14 protein-coding genes are annotated in these 21,884 nt (G+C 68.1%); 7 read left to right on the top strand and 7 right to left on the bottom strand.

Annotated features, from left to right (window positions below):
* The first annotated feature begins 26 nt into the window (after window positions 1-26).
* From Pla123a_RS03990 to Pla123a_RS03960, 7 genes are all read left to right on the top strand, one after another.
* Window positions 27-995, top strand: coding sequence for an ABC transporter permease (locus Pla123a_RS03990; RefSeq protein WP_146584218.1), 969 nt, complete (start codon window positions 27-29; stop codon window positions 993-995).
* A 150-nt stretch (window positions 996-1,145) separates the two neighbouring features.
* Window positions 1,146-2,393 (top strand): ribulose-bisphosphate carboxylase large subunit family protein, encoded by a 1,248-nt coding sequence (locus tag Pla123a_RS03985; RefSeq protein WP_146584217.1) that lies wholly within the window; start codon window positions 1,146-1,148, stop codon window positions 2,391-2,393.
* A gap of 136 nt (window positions 2,394-2,529) precedes the next feature.
* The gene (locus Pla123a_RS03980) at window positions 2,530-3,933 is read left to right on the top strand and encodes a four-carbon acid sugar kinase family protein (protein WP_146584216.1); all 1,404 of its coding nucleotides are present in this window, start codon (window positions 2,530-2,532) and stop codon (window positions 3,931-3,933) included.
* Entirely contained in the window at window positions 3,930-4,586 is a 657-nt protein-coding gene (locus Pla123a_RS03975; RefSeq protein ID WP_146584215.1) for an aspartate/glutamate racemase family protein, read from the top strand. Before Pla123a_RS03980 ends, Pla123a_RS03975 begins: the two co-directional genes overlap by 4 nt.
* Window positions 4,583-5,926, top strand: coding sequence for a bile acid:sodium symporter family protein (locus Pla123a_RS03970; protein ID WP_197527654.1), 1,344 nt, complete (start codon window positions 4,583-4,585; stop codon window positions 5,924-5,926). The genes Pla123a_RS03975 and Pla123a_RS03970 overlap by 4 nt, the downstream gene beginning before the upstream one ends.
* A gap of 182 nt (window positions 5,927-6,108) precedes the next feature.
* On the top strand, window positions 6,109-9,207 hold the full coding sequence (locus Pla123a_RS03965; RefSeq protein WP_146584214.1) for a DUF6298 domain-containing protein: 3,099 nt from the start codon (window positions 6,109-6,111) through the stop codon (window positions 9,205-9,207).
* 209 nt (window positions 9,208-9,416) lie between these two features.
* Entirely contained in the window at window positions 9,417-10,637 is a 1,221-nt protein-coding gene (locus Pla123a_RS03960; protein ID WP_146584213.1) for a multidrug effflux MFS transporter, read from the top strand.
* A gap of 26 nt (window positions 10,638-10,663) precedes the next feature.
* Here Pla123a_RS03960 and Pla123a_RS03955 read toward each other — a convergent pair whose 3' ends face one another.
* The 7 genes from Pla123a_RS03955 to Pla123a_RS03925 form a co-directional block, all read right to left on the bottom strand.
* Entirely contained in the window at window positions 10,664-10,942 is a 279-nt protein-coding gene (locus tag Pla123a_RS03955) for a hypothetical protein (RefSeq protein ID WP_146584212.1), read from the bottom strand.
* Between the two features lie 161 nt (window positions 10,943-11,103).
* The gene (locus Pla123a_RS03950) at window positions 11,104-13,185 is read right to left on the bottom strand and encodes an ATP-binding protein (RefSeq protein WP_146584211.1); all 2,082 of its coding nucleotides are present in this window, start codon (window positions 13,183-13,185) and stop codon (window positions 11,104-11,106) included.
* A gap of 188 nt (window positions 13,186-13,373) precedes the next feature.
* Window positions 13,374-16,592, bottom strand: a complete 3,219-nt coding sequence (locus tag Pla123a_RS03945) for an alpha-L-rhamnosidase (protein ID WP_146584210.1) — start codon at window positions 16,590-16,592, stop codon at window positions 13,374-13,376.
* Window positions 16,593-16,647: 55 nt separating this feature from the next.
* Window positions 16,648-18,360 carry a sodium:solute symporter family protein gene (locus Pla123a_RS03940; protein WP_146584209.1) on the bottom strand — a complete coding sequence of 571 codons (1,713 nt, stop codon included), beginning with the start codon at window positions 18,358-18,360 and terminating at the stop codon, window positions 16,648-16,650.
* Between the two features lie 124 nt (window positions 18,361-18,484).
* A complete protein-coding gene (locus tag Pla123a_RS03935; protein WP_197527653.1) occupies window positions 18,485-19,390 on the bottom strand; it encodes a DUF6807 family protein in 906 nt (301 codons plus the stop codon).
* A 193-nt stretch (window positions 19,391-19,583) separates the two neighbouring features.
* Window positions 19,584-20,876 (bottom strand): Gfo/Idh/MocA family protein, encoded by a 1,293-nt coding sequence (locus Pla123a_RS03930; protein WP_197527652.1) that lies wholly within the window; start codon window positions 20,874-20,876, stop codon window positions 19,584-19,586.
* A 90-nt stretch (window positions 20,877-20,966) separates the two neighbouring features.
* Window positions 20,967-21,857: an NAD(P)-dependent oxidoreductase gene (locus Pla123a_RS03925; protein WP_146584206.1), complete on the bottom strand. Its 891-nt coding sequence runs from the start codon at window positions 21,855-21,857 to the stop codon at window positions 20,967-20,969.
* Window positions 21,858-21,884 lie beyond the last annotated feature (27 nt).

Below are 21,884 nucleotides of genomic sequence, written 5' to 3'. Positions count from 1 at the left end.
GGTTACTCTCGTGATACGCCTGTTCTATGAACCTCACCCAACGCATTGCCCAGCTGCAGTCGCTCATCGCCCTGGCGGTGTTGATGATCGCGCTGAGCGTTTCGACCGACTCGTTCTTGACGCCCGAGAACGGCATGAACGTGCTGCGGCAGATCTCGGTGAACCTGTGCCTGTCGATTGGCATGACGCTGGTGATCGTCTCGGGCGGTATCGATTTGTCGGTCGGCTCGGTGCTGGCGTTCTCGGCGGCTGTGTCGGCATGGCTGCTGAAGTACGGCGTCGATCTCGCGCCGCTGGGCGTGCACGTCGAGTTCACCGTCGCCGGCACGATTGTCGCCGGCGTGCTGGTCGGTTCGCTGCTGGGGCTGGTGAACGGGCTGCTGGTCGCACGGTTGGGGATGCCGGCCTTCATTGTGACGCTCGGCATGCTCAGCATCGCCCGCGGGCTGACCGAGCTCTGGACCGGCGGGCACCCGATCACCGGGCTGGGCGACGACTTCGGCTGGCTGGGCACCGGCGACTTACACGGGGTCCCGGTCCCCGCGATGATTGTCGCAGGTTTGGTGGCGGTGTTCACGGTGGTCACGCTACGCACCCGCTTTGGCCGCCACCTGTACGCGGTCGGCGGCGCCGAGCGGGCCGCCCGGCTGAGCGGCGTCAACGTCGCGCGCGTGAAGACCTGGGCCTACATCTGCAGCGGTGCGTTGTCGGGCATGGCGGGCCTCCTGCTGACCGCGCGGCTCGACTCGGCCACCCCACGGCTCGGCGAGACCTATGAGCTCGACTCAATTGCCGCGGTGGTGATCGGCGGCGCGTCGCTCTCCGGCGGGCGGGGGTCGGTGCTTGGCGCGGTGCTCGGCTGCCTGATCATCGGCGTCTTGAACAACGGACTGGCCCTGCTCGACGTGTCGCCGTTCTGGCAGAAGGTGATCAAGGGCGTGGTCATCCTGCTGGCAGTTGCGATCGATCGGCTAAGCCGTCGACAGACAGCGTAGAGAAGGGAAGGGAAGGAATACTAATGACCACTAATCGTCACCAATGGAACCCAAGCCGGCCATCAGCAGATATTATTGCCTATTAGTGTTCCCTATCAAGACTTCGTTTCTTTTGCGTCCTCCTGTCCAACAGCCAAACAAGCACGACCCTTGGAATTCCTCAAAGCCACCTACCTGATCGAGACCCCGCTCCCTGTCGACGACGCCGCGGCCGTGCTGGCGGGCGAGCAGTCGAGCGGCACCTTCGTTAGCGTGCCGGGCGAGACCGCCGAGCTGCGCGAGCGCTACGCCGCGAGGGTCGAGAGTGTCGAGCCGCTGGAGGACGTCGACTCGCCTTCGCTGCCCGGCTGCCGGGCAAAGGGAGAAGCGTTCCACCGGGCTCATGTCACCATCGCCTGGCCGGCGCACAACTTCGGGCCCAACCTGCCGACGATCCTGTCAACCGTCGGCGGCAACCTTTTCGAGCTGTCGCAGCTGTCGGGCGTCAAGCTGCTCGACCTGGAGTTCCCGGAGTCATTCGGCGAGCACTTCCGCGGCCCGGCGCACGGCGTCCGCGGCAGCCGCCGAGCGACCGGCGTCGAGGGCCGCCCGCTGATCGGCACCATCATCAAGCCGAGCGTCGGCCTCACGCCCGAGGACACGGCCGCCATGGTCAAGGTGCTGTGCGACGCCGGCATCGACTTCATCAAGGACGATGAGCTGATGGCCAACCCGCCACACTCGCCCTTCGACAAGCGGGTCGACGCCGTGATGCGGGTCGTCAACGACCACGCCGAGAAGACCGGCAAGCGGGTGATGATGGCCTTCAATATCACCGACGAGCGGGACGAAATGTGCCGGCACTACAACGAGCTGGTTGCCCAAGAGAACACCTGCGCGATGGTCAGCCTCAATAGCATCGGCGTCGTTGGTGTGAAGGAGGTTTGCGATTGGGGCATGCTCGTCATTCACGGCCATCGCAACGGCTGGGGCATGTTCAACCGCTGCCCAACGCTCGGCATGGGTTTCGCCGCGTACCAGAAGCTGTGGCGGCTGGCGGGCGTCGACCAGCTGCACGTCAACGGCATCGCGAACAAGTTCTGGGAGCCGGACGACTCGGTGGTGGCGTCGATCGCCTCGTGCCTGGCGCCGATGTGGGGCGACGACCCGCTGCTGCCGGTGGTGTCGTCGGGCCAGTGGGGCGGCCAGGCGTTCGAGACCTACCGCCGCACCCAGACCACTGATCTGTTGTATATGGCGGGCGGCGGTATCATGGCCCATCCGAGCGGCCCCGCGGCCGGCGTACGGTCGCTGCAGCAGGCGTGGCAGGCCGCCATCGACGGTTTCACCTTAGAGCAGGCGGCCAAGCGGTATACTGAGTTCGGCCGGGCGGTCGAGAAGTTCGGCCGCAAACCGTAGCCAGGACAAAGGGAACCACCAAGGCACGAAGACGCAAAGTCCGCTGCGGACTCCCGGCGAACCGAGCACCTCGTTTCGATCTTCGGGCTGTTGTCGTCGTGCCTTTGTGCCTTCGTGGTTCAACAAGAGACTCCAAGTGACTACTAGCACGCAGAAACCACTGCGACTCGCGTACTACGCGGACGACTTCACCGGATCGACCGACGCGCTGCAGGTGCTGTCGCGGGCCGGACTGCGGGCGCGGTTGTTCCTGAAGCCGCCAACGCCCGAGCAGCTCGCCGACCTGCCGCCGCTCGACGCGATCGGCGTGGCGGGGCACAGCCGTTCGCTGCCGACCGCCGAGCTGGAGCCGACGCTGCGGCCGGTGTTCGAGTCGCTGCGGCTGCTCGCGCCACGGCACGTGCACTACAAGGTCTGCTCGACGTTCGACTCGTCGCCGCGGCTTGGCAGCATCGGCCGGGCGATGGAGATCGGTCGCACGGCGTTCGCGGCGCCGTACATCCCGATCGTGGTTGGCTCCCCCACGCTCGGCCGCTGGTGCGCGTTCGGCAACCTGTTCGCAAGGTACGGCATCGGCTCTCAGGGCGCAGTCTACCGACTCGACCGGCACCCCGCGATGCGGAACCACCCGGTGACCCCCGCCTCCGAGAGCGACCTCCGCCTGCTGCTGGCCGAGCAAACCAAGCTGCCGATCGGCCTGGTCGACCTGACCCGGCTCGACGGGCCGCTGGAGGGGTGCCTGGCGGAGCTCAAGCGCCAACGCCAGGCCGGCGCGCTCGGAGTGCTGTTCGACGCGATGACCGAAGCCCACCTGCAACGCATCGGCCAGGTGCTCGAGTACTCCGCTGGCCGGCACGCGCCGCTGTTTTCAGTCGGCTCGTCCGGAATCGAGTCTGCGCTCGCCGCCCAGTGGCAATCCGCAGAACAAGCGCCGAGCGACACTCTACCGGCTAGCGATAAGCCGCTGCTGGTGATTGCGGGGAGCTGCTCGCCGGTCACCGCCGAGCAGATCGACCACGCGCTGGGCAATGGGTTTGTTGACGCGCCGCTCGACGCCGGGGCGTTGTTGGCCGAAACCGGCGGCGCGGCGGTGATCGCTACCTGCCTGCGGTCGGTCCACACGGCGCTGGTCGCGGGCCGCTCGGTGATCGTGCACAGCAGCCGCGGAGCCGACGACCCACGCCGCGCCGAAACCGCTCGGGCGCTCGCCAAGTCGGGGCAACGGCGGGAGAAACTGACCATGCTGATCGGCGACGCGCTCGGCCAGATAGCCTTCGCCTGCCGCCAGGCCAAGCTGATCGACCGGGTGTGCATCGCCGGGGGCGACACCTCGAGCTACGCCGGCCAGGCGATGGGGCTCGAGTCGTTCATGATGCTGCAAGACTTCTGGCCCGGGGCGCCGATCTGCCTAGCCAGCTCGGCCGACCCCATTGCCAACGGCCTGCAGGTCGTCTTCAAGGGAGGCCAGGTCGGCGGCGTCGACTTCTTCCCGAGGCTGGCAAACACCAACCGGACCACCAACGACTCCCAGACGTCATGAAGAAACTAGGACTGATCCACACCTCGGCCACGCTGGTGCCGGTGTTCGCCGAGCTCTGCCAGGCGAAGCTGCCCTGCGTCGCGACCTTCAACATCGCCGACGACAGCCTGATCAAGGAGGTGATTGAAAAGCAGGAGCTGACCCGCAGCGTGTCGCGCCGCGTCGGGGGCCACGTGCAGGCTGCCCAGCAGGCGGGCGCCGACTGCATCCTGGTGACCTGCTCTTCGATCGGCCCTGCGGTCGAGGCCGCCGCCGCCCTGGCCGACGTGCCGGTGGTGCGGGTCGACTTGGCGATGGCCGACAAGGCGGTGCAGATGGGCGCCAAGATCGGCGTCGCGGCGACCCTGCCGACCACGCTCGCCCCGACTGCCGACCTGATCCGCCGCCGCGCCGAAGCGGCCGGCAAAGAGATTGAGATCGTTGACCGGCTGTGCGACGGCGCCTTCGAGGCCCTGATGTCGGGCGACTCCGCCAAGCATGACGCCATGGTCGGCGACGCCCTGCGGCAGCTCGCCGCCGAGGTCGACGTGGTCGTGCTGGCCCAGGCCTCGATGGCGCGGGTGGCCGACCAGCTCGACCCTGCCGAGGTGACCACGCCGGTGCTGTCGAGCCCCGCCCTGGCGATCGAGGCCCTCGCGGAGCAGGCGATGTGATTGAGGGGATCGGCAAACTCGAACGGGCCGCGCTGCTGGTCTGCCCCGCGGCACTGGCCGTCGCGTTGGTGGGCGTCGGCCTCGGCCAAACGGCGATCGCCAAGAACGCGGCGGTGGCCGGCTTCCTGGCGTTGGCGCTCGGCATCGGCGCGGTCAGCACGCTGAGAACCTTCCGCTTCACGGCGTGGGTCACCGCGGCGGTGGCCGCGGCGCTCGCGTACCCGACCCTCTTCCAGCCGTTCGGCGTCGGCACGCCCAGCGACAAGCTGCTGCTCCTGGTGCTGATCCAGGCGGTGATGTTCGGCATGGGGACGCAGATCACGCTGGCCGACTTCGCCGGCGTCGCGCGGCAGCCATGGCCGGTGGCGGTCGGGCTGATCTGCCAGTTCACCATCATGCCGCTGGTCGGCTACACGCTGGCCGTAGCATTCCGGCTGCCGCCGGAGATCGGCGCCGGCATGGTGCTGATCGGCTCCTGCTCGAGCGGCCTGTCGTCGAACGTGATGGCGTACATCGCCCGGGCAAACCTGGCTTTGTCGATCACAATGACCGCCGTGGCGACGCTGCTCGCCCCGCTGCTGACGCCGATGTGGATGAACCTGCTCGCGGCCGAGATGCTCGAAGGCTCGGCCGTGCCAATGAGCTTCCTGGGGCTGATGGCCGCGATCATCAAGATTGTCATCGTGCCGACCGGCGCCGCGTTGATCCACGACTACCTCCGGTTTGCAAGCACTCCTGGCCGGTTGGCGTTATATGCGGTCGCGGCGGTCGGCGCGGTGGTGGTCGCCGCGGCGAACCTCGGCGGCTGGGCCTGGGCCATGGCCGACGCCGGCGAGGACGCCGCCATGTGGGGCGAGCTCGCGTTGTTCCTGCTCGGCGGCGTCACGTTCGGCGTGCTGTACCACCACACCGCAATCCGCGTCGCGGCGGTCGATCGGGCGATGCCGGCGGTCGCGATGGCGGGCATTGTGTACGTGACCGGCATGACCTCGGCCGCGGGCCGGGACGCGCTGATGGTCGTCGGATTGGCGCTGTGCCTGGCGGCGGCGCTGCACAACCTTATCGGCTACGTGCTCGGCTACTGGCTCAGCCGCCTATGCGGGCTTGACCGGGCGTCGTGCCGCACCGTGGCGTTCGAGGTCGGACTGCAGAACGGCGGCATGGCTACCGGCCTGGCGTCGGCGATGGGCAAGCTCGGCACGCTCGGCCTGCCGGCGGCGTTCTTCATCGCGTGGATGAACGTCTCAGGCTCGCTGCTCGCCAACTTCTGGCGGCGCCGACCGGTGGACCGGAGGCCTGAGGAAGAAGTGGCACCACCAACGCACGACGACACCAAGTAGAATGAGGCAGACTTCGACCGTAGCTCAGGGAGGATAGCCACGAAAAGGCACAAAAAGCCACAAGAAGATGGGCTGACGCCGCAGTGTTTCTTTTCGTGTTCTCTGGTGCCATTTTGTGGCCATCACCTCCCTCGCCCCTATCCCGTGTCTTTGTGGTGAATTCAACCAACACAACCAGCACCATGCCGATACGCCTTCTCCTGTCGCTCACTTTCATCTTCTCGGGCGCAAGCGTCGCCTCGGCACAGCCGTGGCCGGTCAAACGGGGCACCGACGGCAAGCTCGCCTATACCGCCAACGAGCAGGGCGACCGCGTGCCCGACTTCTCGAGCTGCGGCTACCGAGGGAGCGATCACCCGATCCCAAACATCGCGGCCTCGATCGTGGTGCGTCCCTCCGACGACGACGACACGGCCCGGCTGCAGGCGGCGCTCGATTATGTCGGCGGCATGGCGGTCGAGAAGTTGAGCGCCGCCCGCGTGGTGCAGCTCACGCCTGGCGAGTACCACGTGTCGGGATCGCTGCGGGTCGCGCACTCGAATGTCGTGCTGCGCGGCGCGGGGGCCGACGCGACGACCCTCATCGCCACCGGGACCGGCCGGCGGCCGCTGATCCGCATTGAGCCAGCTGCCACCCCACAGACCACGACCAGCGGCAAAATCGCCATCGGCGAACGGGTCCCGGTCGGAGCCACGCGGCTGCCGCTCGCCGCCGGCCACGTCCTGCAGCGCGGCGACCGCGTGCTAGTCACCCGCCCTTCGACCGACGAGTGGATCAAGCAGCTCGGCGCCAAGGCGTTCGGCGTCGGCTGGCGGGCCGGGCGGTGCGACATCCATTGGGAACGCGTCGTCGCAGCGGCCGATGACGCTTCGGTCACGCTCGACGCGCCGATCACCACCGCGCTCGAACCCAACCTCGGCGGCGGCACGGTCGCCCGCCTCAAGGTCGACGGCCGGCTGGAGAACGTCGGCGTCGAACACCTGGCGCTTCGTTCTGAATGCGACCGCGAGAATCCCAAGGACGAGGCGCACTCGTGGCACGGCGTGGTCGCCAACCACGCGCGGGACGCGTGGGTCCGCGGCGTGCGGTTCGAGCACTTTGCCGGCGGCGCGGTGCTGCTGCTCGAAGGAACCAGTCGCGTGACCGTCGAGGACTGCTTGTCGCTGGCGCCGGTCTCGGAGCTCGGCGGCTACCGCCGCCAGGCGTTCTTCACGCAGGGAGGGCAGTGCTTGTTCCTGCGGTGCTACAGCGAGGAAGGCCTGCACGACTTCGCGCTCGGCCACTGCGCGCCGGGCCCCAACGCGTTCGTGAACTGCTACGCCGAGCGGTCGCTCGGCGACAGCGGCCCGCTCGAGTCGTGGGCCTCCGGCGTGTTGTTCGACAATGTCCGAATCGAGGGCGGCGAGCTCTGCCTGATGAATCGCTGGCTGCACCCGCCCGGCGCCGGCTGGTCGGCCGCCAACTGCCTGGCGTGGAACTGCCAGGCCGGCGTCATCCGCGCATTCCAGCCCCCCGGCGCCCAGAACTGGGTCGTCTGCTTCTGGGCCCAGCCGATCGGCGACGCCCTCTTCACCGGCGACGGCGACTTTGCCAAACCGATCAGCCTGTACCGTCAGCAGCTTGTCGACCGCCGCGGCAAGTCGGCCGGAGAACTGGCCGGCCCGTTCCTGCTCGACCCGATCGCGTCCACCAACCCAACGCTGCCCGAGGCCGAGCGCTTTGTCGCCAGCTCGAACCAGCCCGCCCGCGTGCTGCGGGACCTGATCGAAGAACGGCTAGCGTCGCACACCGCCAAGTTCGAGCCTCCAACGGACCTACCCGATTGGCAACCACCCGCCCAACGCCTGCCGCCAGGCGGTCTACCCACGAACGGCGCCCGCCCCATCACCCGCCAGAACGGCTGGCTCACCATCAACGACCGCGTGCTGACCGGCGGCCACGTCAGCCCAACCTGGTGGCGCGGCACGATCCGCCCCCACGACGCGCCGCAGTTCGGGCCGTCGATCACCCGCTGGGCGCCGGGGCGGTACGGCGTCGGACTGACCGATCAGCTGCCCCAAACGGTCGACCGCTTCCAGACGCTCGGCGTCGCGTCGTACGACCACCACTACGGGCTGTGGTACGACCGCCGCCGCGACGACCACCTGATGGTCCGCCGCCCCAACGGGACCGACGCCGCGCCGCCGTTCTTCGAGCAGCCGTTCGCCCGCAGCGGGCGCGGCCAGGCGTGGGACGGCCTCTCGCGGTACGACCTCACCAAGTTCAACGCGTGGTACTGGGAGCGGATGCAAGACTTCGCCGACCTGTGCGATCAGCACGGCCTGGCGTTCTTCCACCAGCACTACTTCCAGCACAACATCATCGAGGCCGGCGCCCACTGGGCCGACAGCCCCTGGCGGCCGGTCAACAACGTCAACCAGCTCGACCTCCCCGAGCCGCCCCCTTACATCGGCGACAAGCGGATCTTTCTCGCCCACAAGTTCTACGATATGGCCGACGCCAAGCTCGCCGGGCTGCAGGCCGGCTATGTCCGCCACTGCCTCGACGCGACCGCGCAAAACTCCAACGTCATCCACTCGATCAGCGCCGAGTACACCGGCCCGCTGGCGTTCACGCAGGCGTGGCTCGACACGATCCGAACCTGGCAGGAGGAGAACCCCGCCGCCGACCCGCTGGTCGCGCTCGCCTGCACCAAGGCCGAGCAGGACGAGCTGCTCGCCGACGAAGCGGCCCGTGATCTCATCGACCTGATCGACATCCGCTACTGGTGCTACGCGCGGGACGGCGAGCTCTACGCGCCGCTCGGCGGGGTGAGCCTTTCCCCGCGGCAGCAGCTCCGCAGGTCGAAGCTGCCGGCGGCCGATTTCCACTCGATCGCCCGGGCGGTCCGCGAGTACCGCCTCCGCTACCCCGGCAAGGCGGTCAGCTACTTCGCCGAGATGTACTGCAACAGCCCCCGCGAGGGCTGGGCGGTGCTGATGGGGGGCGGATCGCTGGCCGCTGTGCCGCCGCTGCCCGACGGGCTCGCCGCGGCGCTGGTCGACATGAAACCCGAAGCAGTCGACGACGACGCGTCGGCGCTGACGCTTGCGGCGGACTCCGGCGAGCGGCTCGTCTACTTCGTTGAACGCGGTTCTGCTGAGTTTTCGCTGCCCGCGTGCCGGCTGAGCTGGATCGATCCACGGACCGGCGCGTTCGTTGAGGAGGTAAAGCTCGGGGCGGGTGACCACACGCTCGAAGCGAAGAGCGCCGTCCTGTGGGTGCGGCCTCTAGCGAACTAGCGAGCCACGAGTCGAAAACGGGGACTGGCTCGACACCGTAGACGGCGCCGAAGCCAGGCGACCGTTGAAATGTATCGTGCCTGCCACCGTTCTTCGACGGACCGCGCGAGCCCGCCGGGCCGCGGTTTCGGTCCCCCGCGGTTCCCTCGACGTTTTGCCCGGCCGTTGCTAGGGTGGAGTTCCCCGTCCCGCCCTCCCTCGAGCGCTTGATGCCCCCCACCGTCGAGGCTGCCAATGAAGTCGCTTCCGTTGAGCGAACGCAACCCACGTTCGTCCTGGTGGGGCTGCTCGGCACGCTAACAGCGTTCTCGCCGCTGGCGATCGACATGTACCTGCCGGCGTTCCCGCAGATCCAGCGGGACCTCGCCGCGCCTGACGGCACGATGGAGCTGACGCTGTCGTTCTTCCTGGCGGGGCTGGCGATCGGGCAGTTCTTCATCGGCCCGGTCAGCGACCGCTACGGCCGTCGCCGTCCGTTGTTGTTTGGTTGTTGCGGGTTCGCCCTGGCGTCGGTCGGTTGTTTGCTAGCGCCAAGCGTCGAGTTGCTGATCGCCGCCCGGTTCGCGATGGGCTTCGCCGGTTCGGCGGGACTAGTAGTGTCGCGGGCCGTGGTCCGCGATCTGTTCGACGAGTCTGAATCGGCGTCGGTCTACTCGCTGATGATGATGGTGACCGGCGTCGCGCCGGTGGTGGCGCCGCTGATCGGCGGGCAGCTGCTAGCGGTCGCGCCATGGCAGACCGTGTTCTGGGTGCTGGCGGCGATCGGCGTGGCCTGCGCCGCGGCGGTCGCGCTGACGCTTGGCGAGTCGCTCCCCCGCGAGGAACGTTCCGAACAACTACGCGGAATGATCGGCCGCAGCCTCACATTCTTCACCCATGGCACGTTCCTCCCCTACGCGTTGGCGATCGGCATGGCGTGCGGCGCGCTGTTCGCGTACATCGCCGCCGCGCCGACGGTGTTCATGGACCACTTCGGGTTATCGCCGCAAACATTCAGCTATTTCTTCGCCGGCAACGCCGTCGGGCTGGTAGTCACGGCGCAGCTCAACCGCCGGCTGCTGACCCGGTTTGGCCCGCGCACGCTCCTGAGCTTCGGCGCCAACATTGCCGCCGCCGCGGGCGTCGGGCTGTTGATCGCCGCGTGGACCGGCGTGGGCGGCTTCTGGCTGTTCTACGCGTTGCTGTTTACTTGCGTCGCGACCCTAGGGCTGCTGTTCCCCAATGCCACGGCGGCCGCGATGGCGCCCTTCGCCGGTCGGGCGGGCGCGGCGTCGGCGGTGCTGGGCCTGCTGCAGTACGCCATCGGCGCAGTGACCGGATCGCTGGTCGGTCTGCTGCACAACGGCACGGCGGTCCCAATGGCCGCCGCCATCGCCGCCTGTGAACTGGCGGTCTGGGGCGTGCTCCGCACGGCTGCGCCGCGCGTCTGAACTCTGAATAGAGCTTTCGGCCCCAGCTACCGCGACACGAACTTGCCGAAGCGGCTCAGCTCGCCGTCGGCGGTGTGGGTCTCGTAGACGAAGGCGAGCTTGGCTTCTTCAAACTTGTCGAAGAAGGCGTCCCACTCGATTGTGTCGAGCTCGTCGCCGCTGCCCTGGCCGGGGAAGAAGATCCGCAGCACGCCGACATCGTCGCCGTTGGCGGTCGACCCGACCGACGCCGGGTGGCCGCCGCGGTCGTCAGCCCACAGGCGGATCGCATCGTGCTGGGTGGTTTGGTTGGTATCCGTGGCCATGGTGGCGCCTTTCTATTCAAATGGGGAAGCACTTAGCACAGCAGGCCGCGGTAGCGGAGGCGTGCTCAAGAGATCGAACGCACGCCTCGTGCCAAGCGGCCTGCGCGGGCGACGCTAACCGCGCTGCAGGCCACCCAGTGGCAGCCGAGCGAGCAACCTGATCAGTCGCCAGCCGGGTCGGCCTCGCGGCCGACGGGCGCGGGGCTAGCTGCCGGGGGCAGCGGTTCGTTGAGTGGCCACGTGAACAAGAAGCGGGCGCCGCGCGGCTCGTTCGGCTCGAGCCAGATCCTGCCCCCCGCCTGCGTGACCAGCTTCTTCGCCAGCGCGAGCCCCATGCCCGAGCCCTCAACCTCGTCCCGCGGGCGGAGGGTCTGGAAGATCTCGAACACGGTATCGAAATAGCGGGCCTCGATGCCGGCGCCGTCATCGGCGACCGTGAACCGCACCATGTCGGGCTGGTCGGCCGCGTCCCAACGCACCGTGATCCGCCCCGCTGGTTGGTCGTGGTGCTTGACCGCGTTGGCGATCAGGTTGCGGAGGATCGTTTCGAGCGGCGTGTGGAACCCGTCGACCATGAGCGGCTCGCCAGCGATCTCGACCTCGAACCCCGCGCCCACCCCGGCGAGCGCGGCGGCGTTTTCGACCACCTCGCGGGCGGTAAAGCGAGTGCGTGCGGAGGGGGCGCGGCCGGCGCGGGAGTAGTCGAGCAGGTCGTCGAGGAGGTGGTTCATCCGCGCGACGCGGGCGCCGAGCAGGTTCAGGTGCTGGCGTGACTTCTCCGGGAGGTTGTCGCCGAGGTCCTCAACCAGCCAGCCCGCCAGGCTCTCGATCGCGCGGAGCGGTGCGCGGAGGTCGTGCGAGGCGATGTAGGTGAAGCGGTCGAGCTCCTCGTTGGCCGCCACCAGCGACGCGCTCTCGACCTCGAGCAGCCGGTTGAGCTCGCCGAGTTGCTCGGCGGTTTGCTTCAGCGCATGTTCGGAGCGTTCGCGGCGGGCCACCTCGTCCTCGAGCTCCGACTTCGAGACCAGCGTCTCCTGGAGGGTCGCGGTCATTCGGTTGAACGCGACTGCCAGCTCCGCCACCTCGCGGGCGCCGCGGTCGGGTTCCGCGATTCGGTCGCGCGGGCCGGACTCTATCAGCCGAGCGGTCGCCCGCTGCAGCTCGTGGATCGGACGCGAGATCGCCCGGGACGCGAGCACCGCCAGTGCCACCGCGGCGACCGTCATCAACGCGGTGATGGCAATCGACAGCCTCCGCAGCGACGCCGTTTCGCCAAGGGCGAACTGCTTGTCGCTCACCGCGACAAACACCTTCTGTCTCAGGAAGGGAGACCCCGACAACTCGAGCCGCCTCCCGACCAGCAGCTCGTCTTGGTTGGAGGTGACGAGCAGGTTCTCGTGCGACCCGTCGAACATCGGCGTGATCTCCGGGTAGTCGTCGGTCGCGAGTCGTCGGTCTCCGCGTTCGAAGCCGAAGGCCTTCTGCGGGTCCGGGTGGATCAGGTACTGGGCCTCCTCATTGGTCACGAAGAGTTGGAGGTGCTCCCCGGACACCATCCCCTGGGCCTGCTTGAACCACGCGTCGAGGTCGATGTTGATAACCACCACCGCCACGGCCGCGTCGGAACTGTCGTCGTACACCGGCTGCGCCACCCGGACCGTTGGGCGGGGCGGTTCTTCGATCACCCCGTGCTCGCGGTTAAGGTTGAAATGAGAGACGTAAGTCTCACCAACCGCCGCCCGCAAGGCGTCTTGGAAGTAGTCGCGGTTTCCCTTCTGCTGCAGGGCGTCCCGGTCGGCAACTTGAAGATCTCCCGACCCGAGCCGATCCACCCGCACGACCTCCCGGCCGGCATCAGCTGCGCCCACCAGACGCACCTGAAAGTACTCGGGGTTGAGCCGCAGCAGCTGACGGAAGTGCTCGGTCAACGACCGGCGGCCACGGTCACTCGGCGGGGCATCCGCGCCTGCGTTGGAGAGGAGCTCCGCGGTCTCGGGGAGCCCGACAATGAGCTGCACGTCGTGCTTGGCCTTCTCGATCCTTAGCTGGAACTGGCTCGCCACCAACTCCAGCCGGTCCGCCATCCGCTCGCTCTCCAGGCGGATCACCCGCTCGGACGCGATGCCGTGCAGCGTGCCGCTCAGCAGCAGCGACGTCACCAGAACCAGGCCCGCGGAGAAGATCGACAGCAGCGTCGCGAGCCGGAGCTTCGGTCTGGCTGGCGGCTGGTCCCCCGGGGGCATGCTGCAATCACCTTAGTAGAGAATACCGGGGCGCCGCGGCGTCGACCCGATGTCGTCGGCCCCCCCCCGCGCAGCTATTGTCATCGATTGCTCGCCGGTTGTCACCCACTCGCCCGCCGCACCGGTCGCGAATGCCCGAGCTCCGACCTGGACAATCACGCACCGAAACGCGTCCAGCCATTTGCCGGCTATTCGCCGGAGGGGAATGTGAAGCGGTACACGCCGCTGCCGAACTCGAAGTGGGTCACGCCGTCGGCTGCGTTGGTGTTTTCAACAGCGTCCTCCACCGTCACGCCATTGACTTCGATCGGTCCGGCGGCCGGAATGATGAGCGTGGCGGTCGCGCCGGGGGGAATACAAACCCGCCATTTCACCTCTCCGGCGGCTCTGCTCCAAGCGCTCTCGATTTTCCCGTAGGGCGAGCGGTGCGAGGACTTCACCCAATCGAGGCCCTGAACCAGCTGGGGACGCATCAAGATCTTGCGGAAGCCCTCGGCCGCGGGGTCCGGCGCGATGCCAGCCAGGTCTTCGTACATCCACGTAACGAGGTCGCCAACCAGCATCACGTGGTTGTGTGAGTTCATCGCCGGGTCGGCCGTGACGCCGTTCCAGAGCTCCCAGATCGTGGTTGCGCCCTGGTCGACCATGTATCCCCAGCTTGGGTAGTCGCGCTGCGTGGCGATCGCGAACGCCAGATCCGGCCGCCCGCCGTCGGTCAGCGTCCGCAGCAGGTGCTGGCCGCCGACGAGACCAGTGGCGATGTGGCGGTCGTTCCCCTCGATGCGGGCGACCAGCGAGTGGAACACCGCCTGCTGCTGGTCGGACGGAGTGACGCCAAGCGCCAGCGGGATTACCGACGAGGTCTGCGTGTTGTTGGCGTAGCGGCCGTCCTTGAGGAACTTGGCATTTATGGCCCGGGCCATCGTCTCGGACTGCGCGGCGAGCCGCGACGCTTCCTGGGGTTCGCCAAGGAGCTTTGCTTGTTCACTCAACACTCTGAGATCGTAGGCGAAGAACGCGCTGGCGAGGAGCGTCGTGTCGGTGATCCGTGCGGGGTCCTCCGAGTGAATCAAGTGCGGGTCCTCGGGCGGGACGCACCAGTCGCCGTAGCTATCGCGGCTAATCAGGCCGTCCTCGACGAAACCGCTCATGAACTCCACCCAGCGTTTGTTGCACGCGTACTGCTCGCGCGTCGGTTGGCGGTCGGCGTACTGCCGGCGGAGCATGTCCGGCAGGATGATCGTCGCGCTCGGCCAAACCACGTTGTCGGAGAACGTCGGCCAGTGTGTCGGCGCTACATCGGGCAGGCTGCCCGATGGCCGCTGCGCGTCGCGGATGTCGCGGAGCCACTTGGCGTACAGCGGGCCGACGCCGAACACGTACGACTCGCCCCGCGCTATCTCGAACCGGTCGCCCAGCCAACCCTGCCGCTCGTCACGCTGCGGGCAGTCGGTCGGGACCGAGCGGTAGTTGCCGCGGAAGCCCCACACCGCGTTCTGGTAGACCTGATTAAGCAACTCGTTGGAGCAGGAAAACTCGCCGACCTCCTCGAGGTCGTCGTGCAAGACGCGTCCTTCCAGGCTCTCGAGCGTCGGCTCGCCCGGCCAGCCGGTCACCTCGACGTAGCGGAAGCCGTGCAGAATGAACTCGGGCTCCCAAACCTCCTCGTCGCAGAAGCCCCGCAGCGTGTACGAGTCGGTCGCCTCGGCGGTGCGGAGGTTGGCCGCGTCGATCATTCCGTCAGGCCGCAGCACTTCGGCGTGGCGTAGCCGGACGGTCGCGCCGGCCGGGCCCTGCACCTTGAGGCGGCACCAGCCGACCATGTTCTGGCCCAGGTCATAGACCCACACGCCCGGCTTTACCTCCGAAAGGCCCACCGGCTTGAGCGTCTGCATGACACGCATCGGCGCGATGCCCGCGGACGACAACTCCGCGGGATCTTCGGGCAGCACCTCGGCCGGGCGCCAGTCGGAGTCGTCGAAGCCCAGCTGGTCCCAGCCGGGTAACTCTCGGCGGGCGTCGTAGTGCTCGCCGTCGTACTCGTTGTTGGCGCGGACCGGCCCCTCGTCGGTCAGCCGCCAGCTGGCGTCGCTAACCACGGGCGTGACGCTGCCGTCGGGGCGTTCGATCCACAGGCAGAAGTTGAGCTTGGGCGTGCCGTATTGGACCATCGCGGCGTAGACCTCGCTGCGGGGCGCATAGTAGCGGCCGTTGGCGAGCACGATGCCCACCGCGTTGTCGCCCTCCCGCAGCGCAGCGGTTACGTCGTGCGTCACATACGGGACCCGCTTGTCGTACTGCGTCATGGCGGGCGAGAGCACCGCGTCGCCGATCCGCTGGCCGTTGATCCGCAACACCGACACGCCGAGTCCACTATACGACACGACCGCCCGCTTGATCGGCCCCTCGATCGCGAACTCCTTGCGGAGATGCCGAGCGGGCAGCGTGCGGTCCTCGGCGTGGCGGACATCGCCCCACGGCTGCATGCCGACTGCGCCGAGCACCTTCACCGGCCGCCAAGCGGAGTCGTCGAAATCAGACTCAAGCCAGCCGTCCTCCTCGGTATTGTGCGAGCGCCACTCGGCGTCAGACGCAACGAGCTGCCGGCTGCCATCGGCGTAATGGATCTCGAGCCACGCAATCACCCCGGCGGGTGTGCCGGACTCGTCGTTCTTCGCCCGGACGGCGATCACGTTGCGGCCGGCGAGCAGCCGGTGTGTGACGCTCAGCTCCTTGGTCGAGTTCGGCCCGCTGCGGCTGCCGAGGTTGCGGCCGTTGAGGTAGATGTCGACGCGGTCGTCGGCGGTGATGCGGAACACGGCCCGACGCACCTGCTTGGCGCCGTCCACGTCAAACGCTCGGCGGAAGTAGCGTTCGCCGGCGGGCGCGCTTTTCGTCGGCTCCGCTTCATTGTGCCAGATCCAGTCGGCGTCCTGCACGTGCTCGATACGCTCGGGGACAGGCAGGCCGATCCACGCGCCGGTCCAGTCGCTCTGGTGGAGCAGACCCATCAGCCAGTGCTGCGGCTTGCTCCAAGGCGAGGGCCGCCCTTCGCGGCCCCACACACGCACATGCCAGTAGCACGCCTGGTGCGAGTGCAGCGGCCGCCCGGCGTAAGGAATCAGCACGCACTCGCCCGATTCGACGCGGCCGGTGTCCCACAGGTCGGCCTCGCCGGCGGCGAGCTTCTCTTTCGTCGACGCCACCCTCAGCTGGTAGGCGGTCTGCAATTGGCCACGCTCGTCGGAAGCCAGCGTCCAGCTCAGCCGCGGCGGGACGGCGTCGACGCCGGTCGGGTTGCGGAGCTGCTCGCACCGCAGGTTCTCGGCGGTCAGCCCGGCAGCCCGCGCGTCGCACGCCGACAGCAAGACTAGAGCGAACAATAAGGCGATGGTGCGGGCCAGCATGATAGTCTCTTGGGTTTCAATTCTCTCTCGCACGCAACCGGGCTGGGCAGCTCGTCTATCCCACGATCCACAAGAACCCGCCGATCAGCGCCGCGACCATCGCCCAGCCGGCGGCGAAGCCGGCCCAGCTAGTCGCCGACGGCATCGGAATCTCCAGACCCGCGAAGGTTGTGAGCATGGGCCGCTCGGCGGGCGCCACGCCGAGCGGCAACATGCAGGGTCGCTCGATCTCTTCGTCGGGTGTGATCGGCGTGCGGGTCAGGTCGTAGAATCGTTGCAGCCGCTCGGCAGGGGTTTTGGGCGTGAGCAGGCTCACCACGACGCACGCCGCCACGCCGGCGGTCATGTAGGCCAGGATCACCCATGGGTCGTTTACGCCGAGGGAGTCGCCGGAGCCTGTCACGACATGCCACTCGCGGGCGGCGTCAAACTGTGCGAGCCACTGCGCGGTCGCGCTGCGGGTCGCGGCGAACCAGCCGCCAAGCGCCGCCAGTGTGCCGGCCCATGCTCCGGCCGGCGTGGCGCCACGCCACAGCAGGCCGACCCAGAACGCGATGCCGATCGTCGGCGAGATCTTGAACCAGAAGTTGAGCGCCTCGACCACGTCGGGCGTCCAGAAGGCGAACAGCACGCCGCAGCTCACCACCGCCAGCGACGAGACCCGCCCCACCTGGATGTAGTGCTTCTCTGGCCGGTCGGGCACGATCGGCCGGTAGACGTTCTCGGTGAACAACGCGGCGGACGAGATCATGATCGCGTCGCACGAGCTCATGATCGACGCCAGCAGACACGCCAGGAACACCCCCAGCAGGCCCGGCAGCACGTCGGGCAGGAACTCGCGGGCGATGTTGCCGTACAGATGATCGGGCGTGATCGCGGTAAGGTCGGCGCCGGACTGCAGGTACCAGGCGACCGCGGCTAGCGCCGTGAGGCTCCAGGCGGCGGTGCAGACCCGCTTGAGGATGTTGCCGCACATGAAGCCGACGCGGCCGTCGAGCTCGGTGCGGCCGGCCCCGCACACGCCCATGATGAATGGGTACGCTACAATGCCGACCAGCGCCTGCAGCGAGAACATCACAACAAAGAACGTGTCGATCTTGCCCGGAACCACCAGGCTGAGCATCTCGGGGTTGTGGGCGGCGATGGTCTCCTTGGCCGCCGCCAGGCCGCCGGTAGCGTTGAGCACAAACGGCAGCAGCAGGAACGAGAAAACCACCGTCATCAGCCCCTGCACAAAGTCGGTAACGATCGCCGCCCCCAACCCGCCGGCCATGCCGTAGGTGACGAACAGCACGGTCACGACAAAGATGGCGAGCGTCGAGCTCACCGCGCCGCCGGTGACCGCGTCGACCATCGCGCCGACGCCGACCAGCAAGAGGCCGATCTTGGCCGCCAGGCTCGCGACGCCCACCACGGCGAACAGCACGCCGACGCTGCGGTCGTAGCGCAGCTCGTAGACGTCGGCCGTGGTGGTGGCGCGGAGCCGCCGCATCACCGGGGCGATCAGCCAGTAGAACGGGGTCGCCGGCAGCCAGAGCCACTGCCACCAGATTGCCGACAGCCCGTTGGTCAAGGTCTTCGAGGCGACTGTCACGGCCTGGTCGCTCGAGGTGCCGGTGCCGAACGCGAACGTGACCATCATCGCCTTGCCGAACCGGCGGGGCATGAAGAAGTCGCCCGAGCTGTGCACCCGCCGCGCGGTCCACGCCCCCAGCGCCGTGATGCCAATCAGGTAAATCGGAAGGATCGCCCAGTCGATCGGCTGCATCGTGCGTTGGCTTCGACTTGGCGGTCACCAAAGCCGGTCTTGAGAATTAGGTGAGTAGGGAACCACAACGACACGACGGGCACAACGCACAGACGCTTGCGTCGTGCCCGTCGTGTCGTTGTGGTTAATCCGATTGCTGAGATTTTTGTTGGATCAGGCTCAGATACTGCTTATAAGCGCCGGCAAGCTGGTCCGCCGTCAACTCGCTGCCCGCGTGCAGCAGCACGCCGTACCGCAGCCGCAGGCTCTCGCCCGGCTCGACCGTCGTGCGGGTCGGCGGGCCGAGCTTGAAAGCGGCGGTCGAGAACGCGTTGGCGCAGATGTACCCGTAATCGCGGGCGTGGAAGTAGGTCGGGCGGAAGTTGGTCGGCGGGCAGAAGATCGCCACTCCCGCCGGCTGGTCGTCCTGCGTGCCGCTGTAGTCGACCCAGTCCGCGGTCTGGCCCCACACCTCCGCGGCGTTCTTGCGGCCTTGGCTGTCGAGGATCGTGCCCGTGCCGTCGGGCAGGCCGGCGGTCGTCTCGACCCGCAGCGGGGTCGCCATCCTGACACCGAGGCCCATCTCTTCTTGATCGCCGAACCAGAACGGCTGGTCGCTGTAAAAGGTGCTGTCCCAGGTCAGCAGGTAGCCGGCCGGGAGCGAATGAACCTCGTAGCGGCAGCGCTCGCGGCAGAGCTCGTCGCCACCGGCGTCGGCGTAGCGGTTCTCGACCGCCCAGGCGATCGCGTCGCCGTCGGCCACGGGCTCCTGGACCAGCCTGACGTGCTCAACCGGAACCTTGAGCCGCCAGTTGTCGGCGCCGCTCAGCTCGCCGAACGCCAGCCACAGCCCAGGGTGGAAGTCGGGGTGGTCGGCCTTGTCCTCGCCGGCAACCGGCGGGTGATTGCGCGAGACGCGGACCTCGCCCGGTCCGAAGAGGTCGCAGAAGTACGGCCGACAGATCTGGTCGTCGTGGTAGACGTAGGTGATCACCGGATGTTCGCCGACGTTCACGGCCACGCGGCCGGGTGATTGCCTAACGCGCAGCACGCGAGGTTCTTCGGCAACCGCGAAATCGGCGAGCAACGCCACAACCCCGATCAGATGCGTCAGCCGCAGCAATCGACTCGTAGCCCCCGGCTCTGCCGGGGGATTGCCGTTCGGTCGCGTCCGCCCACAGATGGATCCCCCGGCAGAGCCGGGGGCTACGGGCAACTCGGTTGGCAGGTCGCTCGGGAGCAAGTCAGGCATCACTACGCTCCGCATCCTCGGGCACCGACCAGTGGCCGTCGCGGCGGTAGCTGCGACGAAGCAGCCGCGACGCCTGCGGGTTGTCGAGGATCTGCTCGGCCTGCGGCTCGAACGCCAGCGACCCGCCGGTCTGCAGGGCGATGTTCGCCAAGTGGATCAGGCCGATGCTGCGGTGCGCCTCGGTGAGCGGCGCATTGAGCTCGGCGTCGCCGCGGATGGCGTCGACAAAGTTATTGACGTGCGCCTCGCGGTCTTCGTCGCCGGGCCGTTTTTCGAGCAGCTTCTCGTTGTTGGGGCCGACGACGCGGAGCTTGCCCCGCTTGCTGAGGAACATCTGCCCCTCGGTCCCATAGAACTCGACGCCCGAGTCGCAGTTCATCGGGTAGTTGCGGGTCCACAGCCGCATCTCGAACATCAGCTGCCGGGTCTTGCCGCCGGGCAGGTCGAACTCGAAGCCGCAGGTGGCCGTGTCGGGGTACTGCTGATCGTCGTCGTAGAAGTACTTGCCGCCCAGGGCCGTGACGCGGTTGGGCAACGCGTCGACGCCGAGGCCCCAGCGGGCGTAGTCGATCTCGTGGGCGCCGTCGTTGCCGATGTCGCCGGTGCCGAAGTTCCGCCACCAGTGCCAGTCGGAGTGGAACCGGTTCTCCTGGAAGGGCAGCCACTCGGCCGGGCCGACCCACGTGTCGTAGTCGACCCCCTCAGGCGGGCGCGAGGGCGAGTGGTTGCCGATCGAGCCCCGCTGCTGGATGTTCCACGCCTTGGCCACCAGGATGTCGCCGATGGCGCCGTCGTGCAGCATAGCGATGGCGTCCTGCGTGAACCTGCGCGAACGCTGCTGCGTGCCGTGCTGCACCGTCACGCCCGCCTGGTCGGCCGCCTGGATCAGCAGCTGCGACTCGCGGAAGTTGTGGCTCACCGGCTTCTCGACGTACACGTGCTTGCCGGCCCGGCAGGCGAGGATCGCCGCCGGCGCGTGCCAGTGGTCGGGCGTGGCGATCACCACGGCGTCGATGTCGGAGCGGTCGAGCAGCCGCCGCAGGTCGGTCACCGCGTCGCGCTCGCCGACGCCGGCCGAGGCCGCCGCCTTGGCGAGCCGCGACTGGTCCGGGTCGCACACCGCCACGACGTGCTGCAGGAACGACCGGCCGCGGACGCCGCAGCCGACCAGGCCGATCCGCACCGCCTCGTTGGCCGACGATGCGCGGGCAGAACGCCCCAGCGCGAGGCCGGCGGTGGAGGCGGTGCCCAGTTTCAAGAAATGGCGGCGGGTCGAGGGGTTCACGAGGCGTTGCCTGCTCTGTCTTGCGGGTCGTGTAGTGAGGATAAAGCGAGCACGCCGGGCAGCACGATCAAGACGCGTCGGCCAGGCACGCTAGGAACCGATCGCCTCGCTCTGGGCGGCGGCGTGCTGCACGGCGCGGATGATGCTGCTGTTGTCGTCTTCGCCAAACCCGAGCCGCTCGCCGAGCGCCAGGAGCTCTAAGTGCAGCTCGGTCAGGGGAAGCCGCGCGCCGTGCTGCGACGCTTGATCAAGGACAATGCGGATGTCCTTGGCGTGCTGCGACAGCCTCGCCTGCACCGCAAAATCGCCGTCGACCATCTTGGCGCCCTTGGTGTCCATCACGCCCGAGTAGGCGTTGCCCTGCCGCAGCACCTCGAGCGTAGTGCGTGGGTCGAGCCCTACCCGCTCGGCGAACACCAGGCCTTCGGCCAGCACCGCGCGGTTCAGTCCGAGGATGAGGTTGTTGACCAGCTTCACCTTGGCCGCCGCGCCCCAGCCGCCGACGTAGTGCGTCTGGCCGGCGATGGCGGCGAAAATATCCTGCTGGGCATCGAACACCTCGCGCGGCCCGCCGACAATCGCCAGCGCCTGCCCGCGCCGCGTCTGCTCGCTCGAGGCGGCGATCGGCGACTCAAGGTAGCCAACGCCCTGCCCTGCGAGCCGCTCGCCCAGCCTGGCCGACCCAACCGGGTCACCCGTGGTGCAGTCGACAATCGTGCCGCCTGGCTGCATCGCCGGAACCATCGTCTGCAGCACCTGCTCGACCACCTCGGTCGTGTACAGGCAAACCACCACGCGGCTGCACTCGGCCAGCGGGTTGTCGGACCACTTTGCCCCGAGTTTCAGCAGCTCTGCCGCCTTCTCGCGCGAACGGTTCCAGACCCGCACTTCGAAGCCGGCCCCCACCAGCCGCTCGGCCAGGGCCGAGCCGAGCAAGCCGAGGCCGATCACGCCGACCGGGTTGTTTTGCGTCGGATTCATGCGGGTTGGGTAGCGGTGCGGGGAGCG

It is taken from the genome of Posidoniimonas polymericola (assembly GCF_007859935.1).
Classification (GTDB): domain Bacteria; phylum Planctomycetota; class Planctomycetia; order Pirellulales; family Lacipirellulaceae; genus Posidoniimonas; species Posidoniimonas polymericola.
This window is presented reverse-complemented; position numbering and strand designations above follow the sequence as displayed.

What these genes read in the sequence shown, in the direction of transcription:
- Pla123a_RS03965 (WP_146584214.1), top strand. Translation starts at nt 6,109, where the DNA reads ATGCCGATACGCCTTCTCCTGTCGCTCACTTTCATCTTCTCGGGCGCA.
- Pla123a_RS03940 (WP_146584209.1), bottom strand. Translation starts at nt 18,360, where the DNA reads ATGCAGCCGATCGACTGGGCGATCCTTCCGATTTACCTGATTGGCATC.
- Pla123a_RS03955 (WP_146584212.1), bottom strand. Translation starts at nt 10,942, where the DNA reads ATGGCCACGGATACCAACCAAACCACCCAGCACGATGCGATCCGCCTG.
- Pla123a_RS03975 (WP_146584215.1), top strand. Translation starts at nt 3,930, where the DNA reads ATGAAGAAACTAGGACTGATCCACACCTCGGCCACGCTGGTGCCGGTG.
- Pla123a_RS03960 (WP_146584213.1), top strand. Translation starts at nt 9,417, where the DNA reads ATGCCCCCCACCGTCGAGGCTGCCAATGAAGTCGCTTCCGTTGAGCGA.
- Pla123a_RS03950 (WP_146584211.1), bottom strand. Translation starts at nt 13,185, where the DNA reads ATGCCCCCGGGGGACCAGCCGCCAGCCAGACCGAAGCTCCGGCTCGCG.
- Pla123a_RS03925 (WP_146584206.1), bottom strand. Translation starts at nt 21,857, where the DNA reads ATGAATCCGACGCAAAACAACCCGGTCGGCGTGATCGGCCTCGGCTTG.
- Pla123a_RS03990 (WP_146584218.1), top strand. Translation starts at nt 27, where the DNA reads ATGAACCTCACCCAACGCATTGCCCAGCTGCAGTCGCTCATCGCCCTG.
- Pla123a_RS03945 (WP_146584210.1), bottom strand. Translation starts at nt 16,592, where the DNA reads ATGCTGGCCCGCACCATCGCCTTATTGTTCGCTCTAGTCTTGCTGTCG.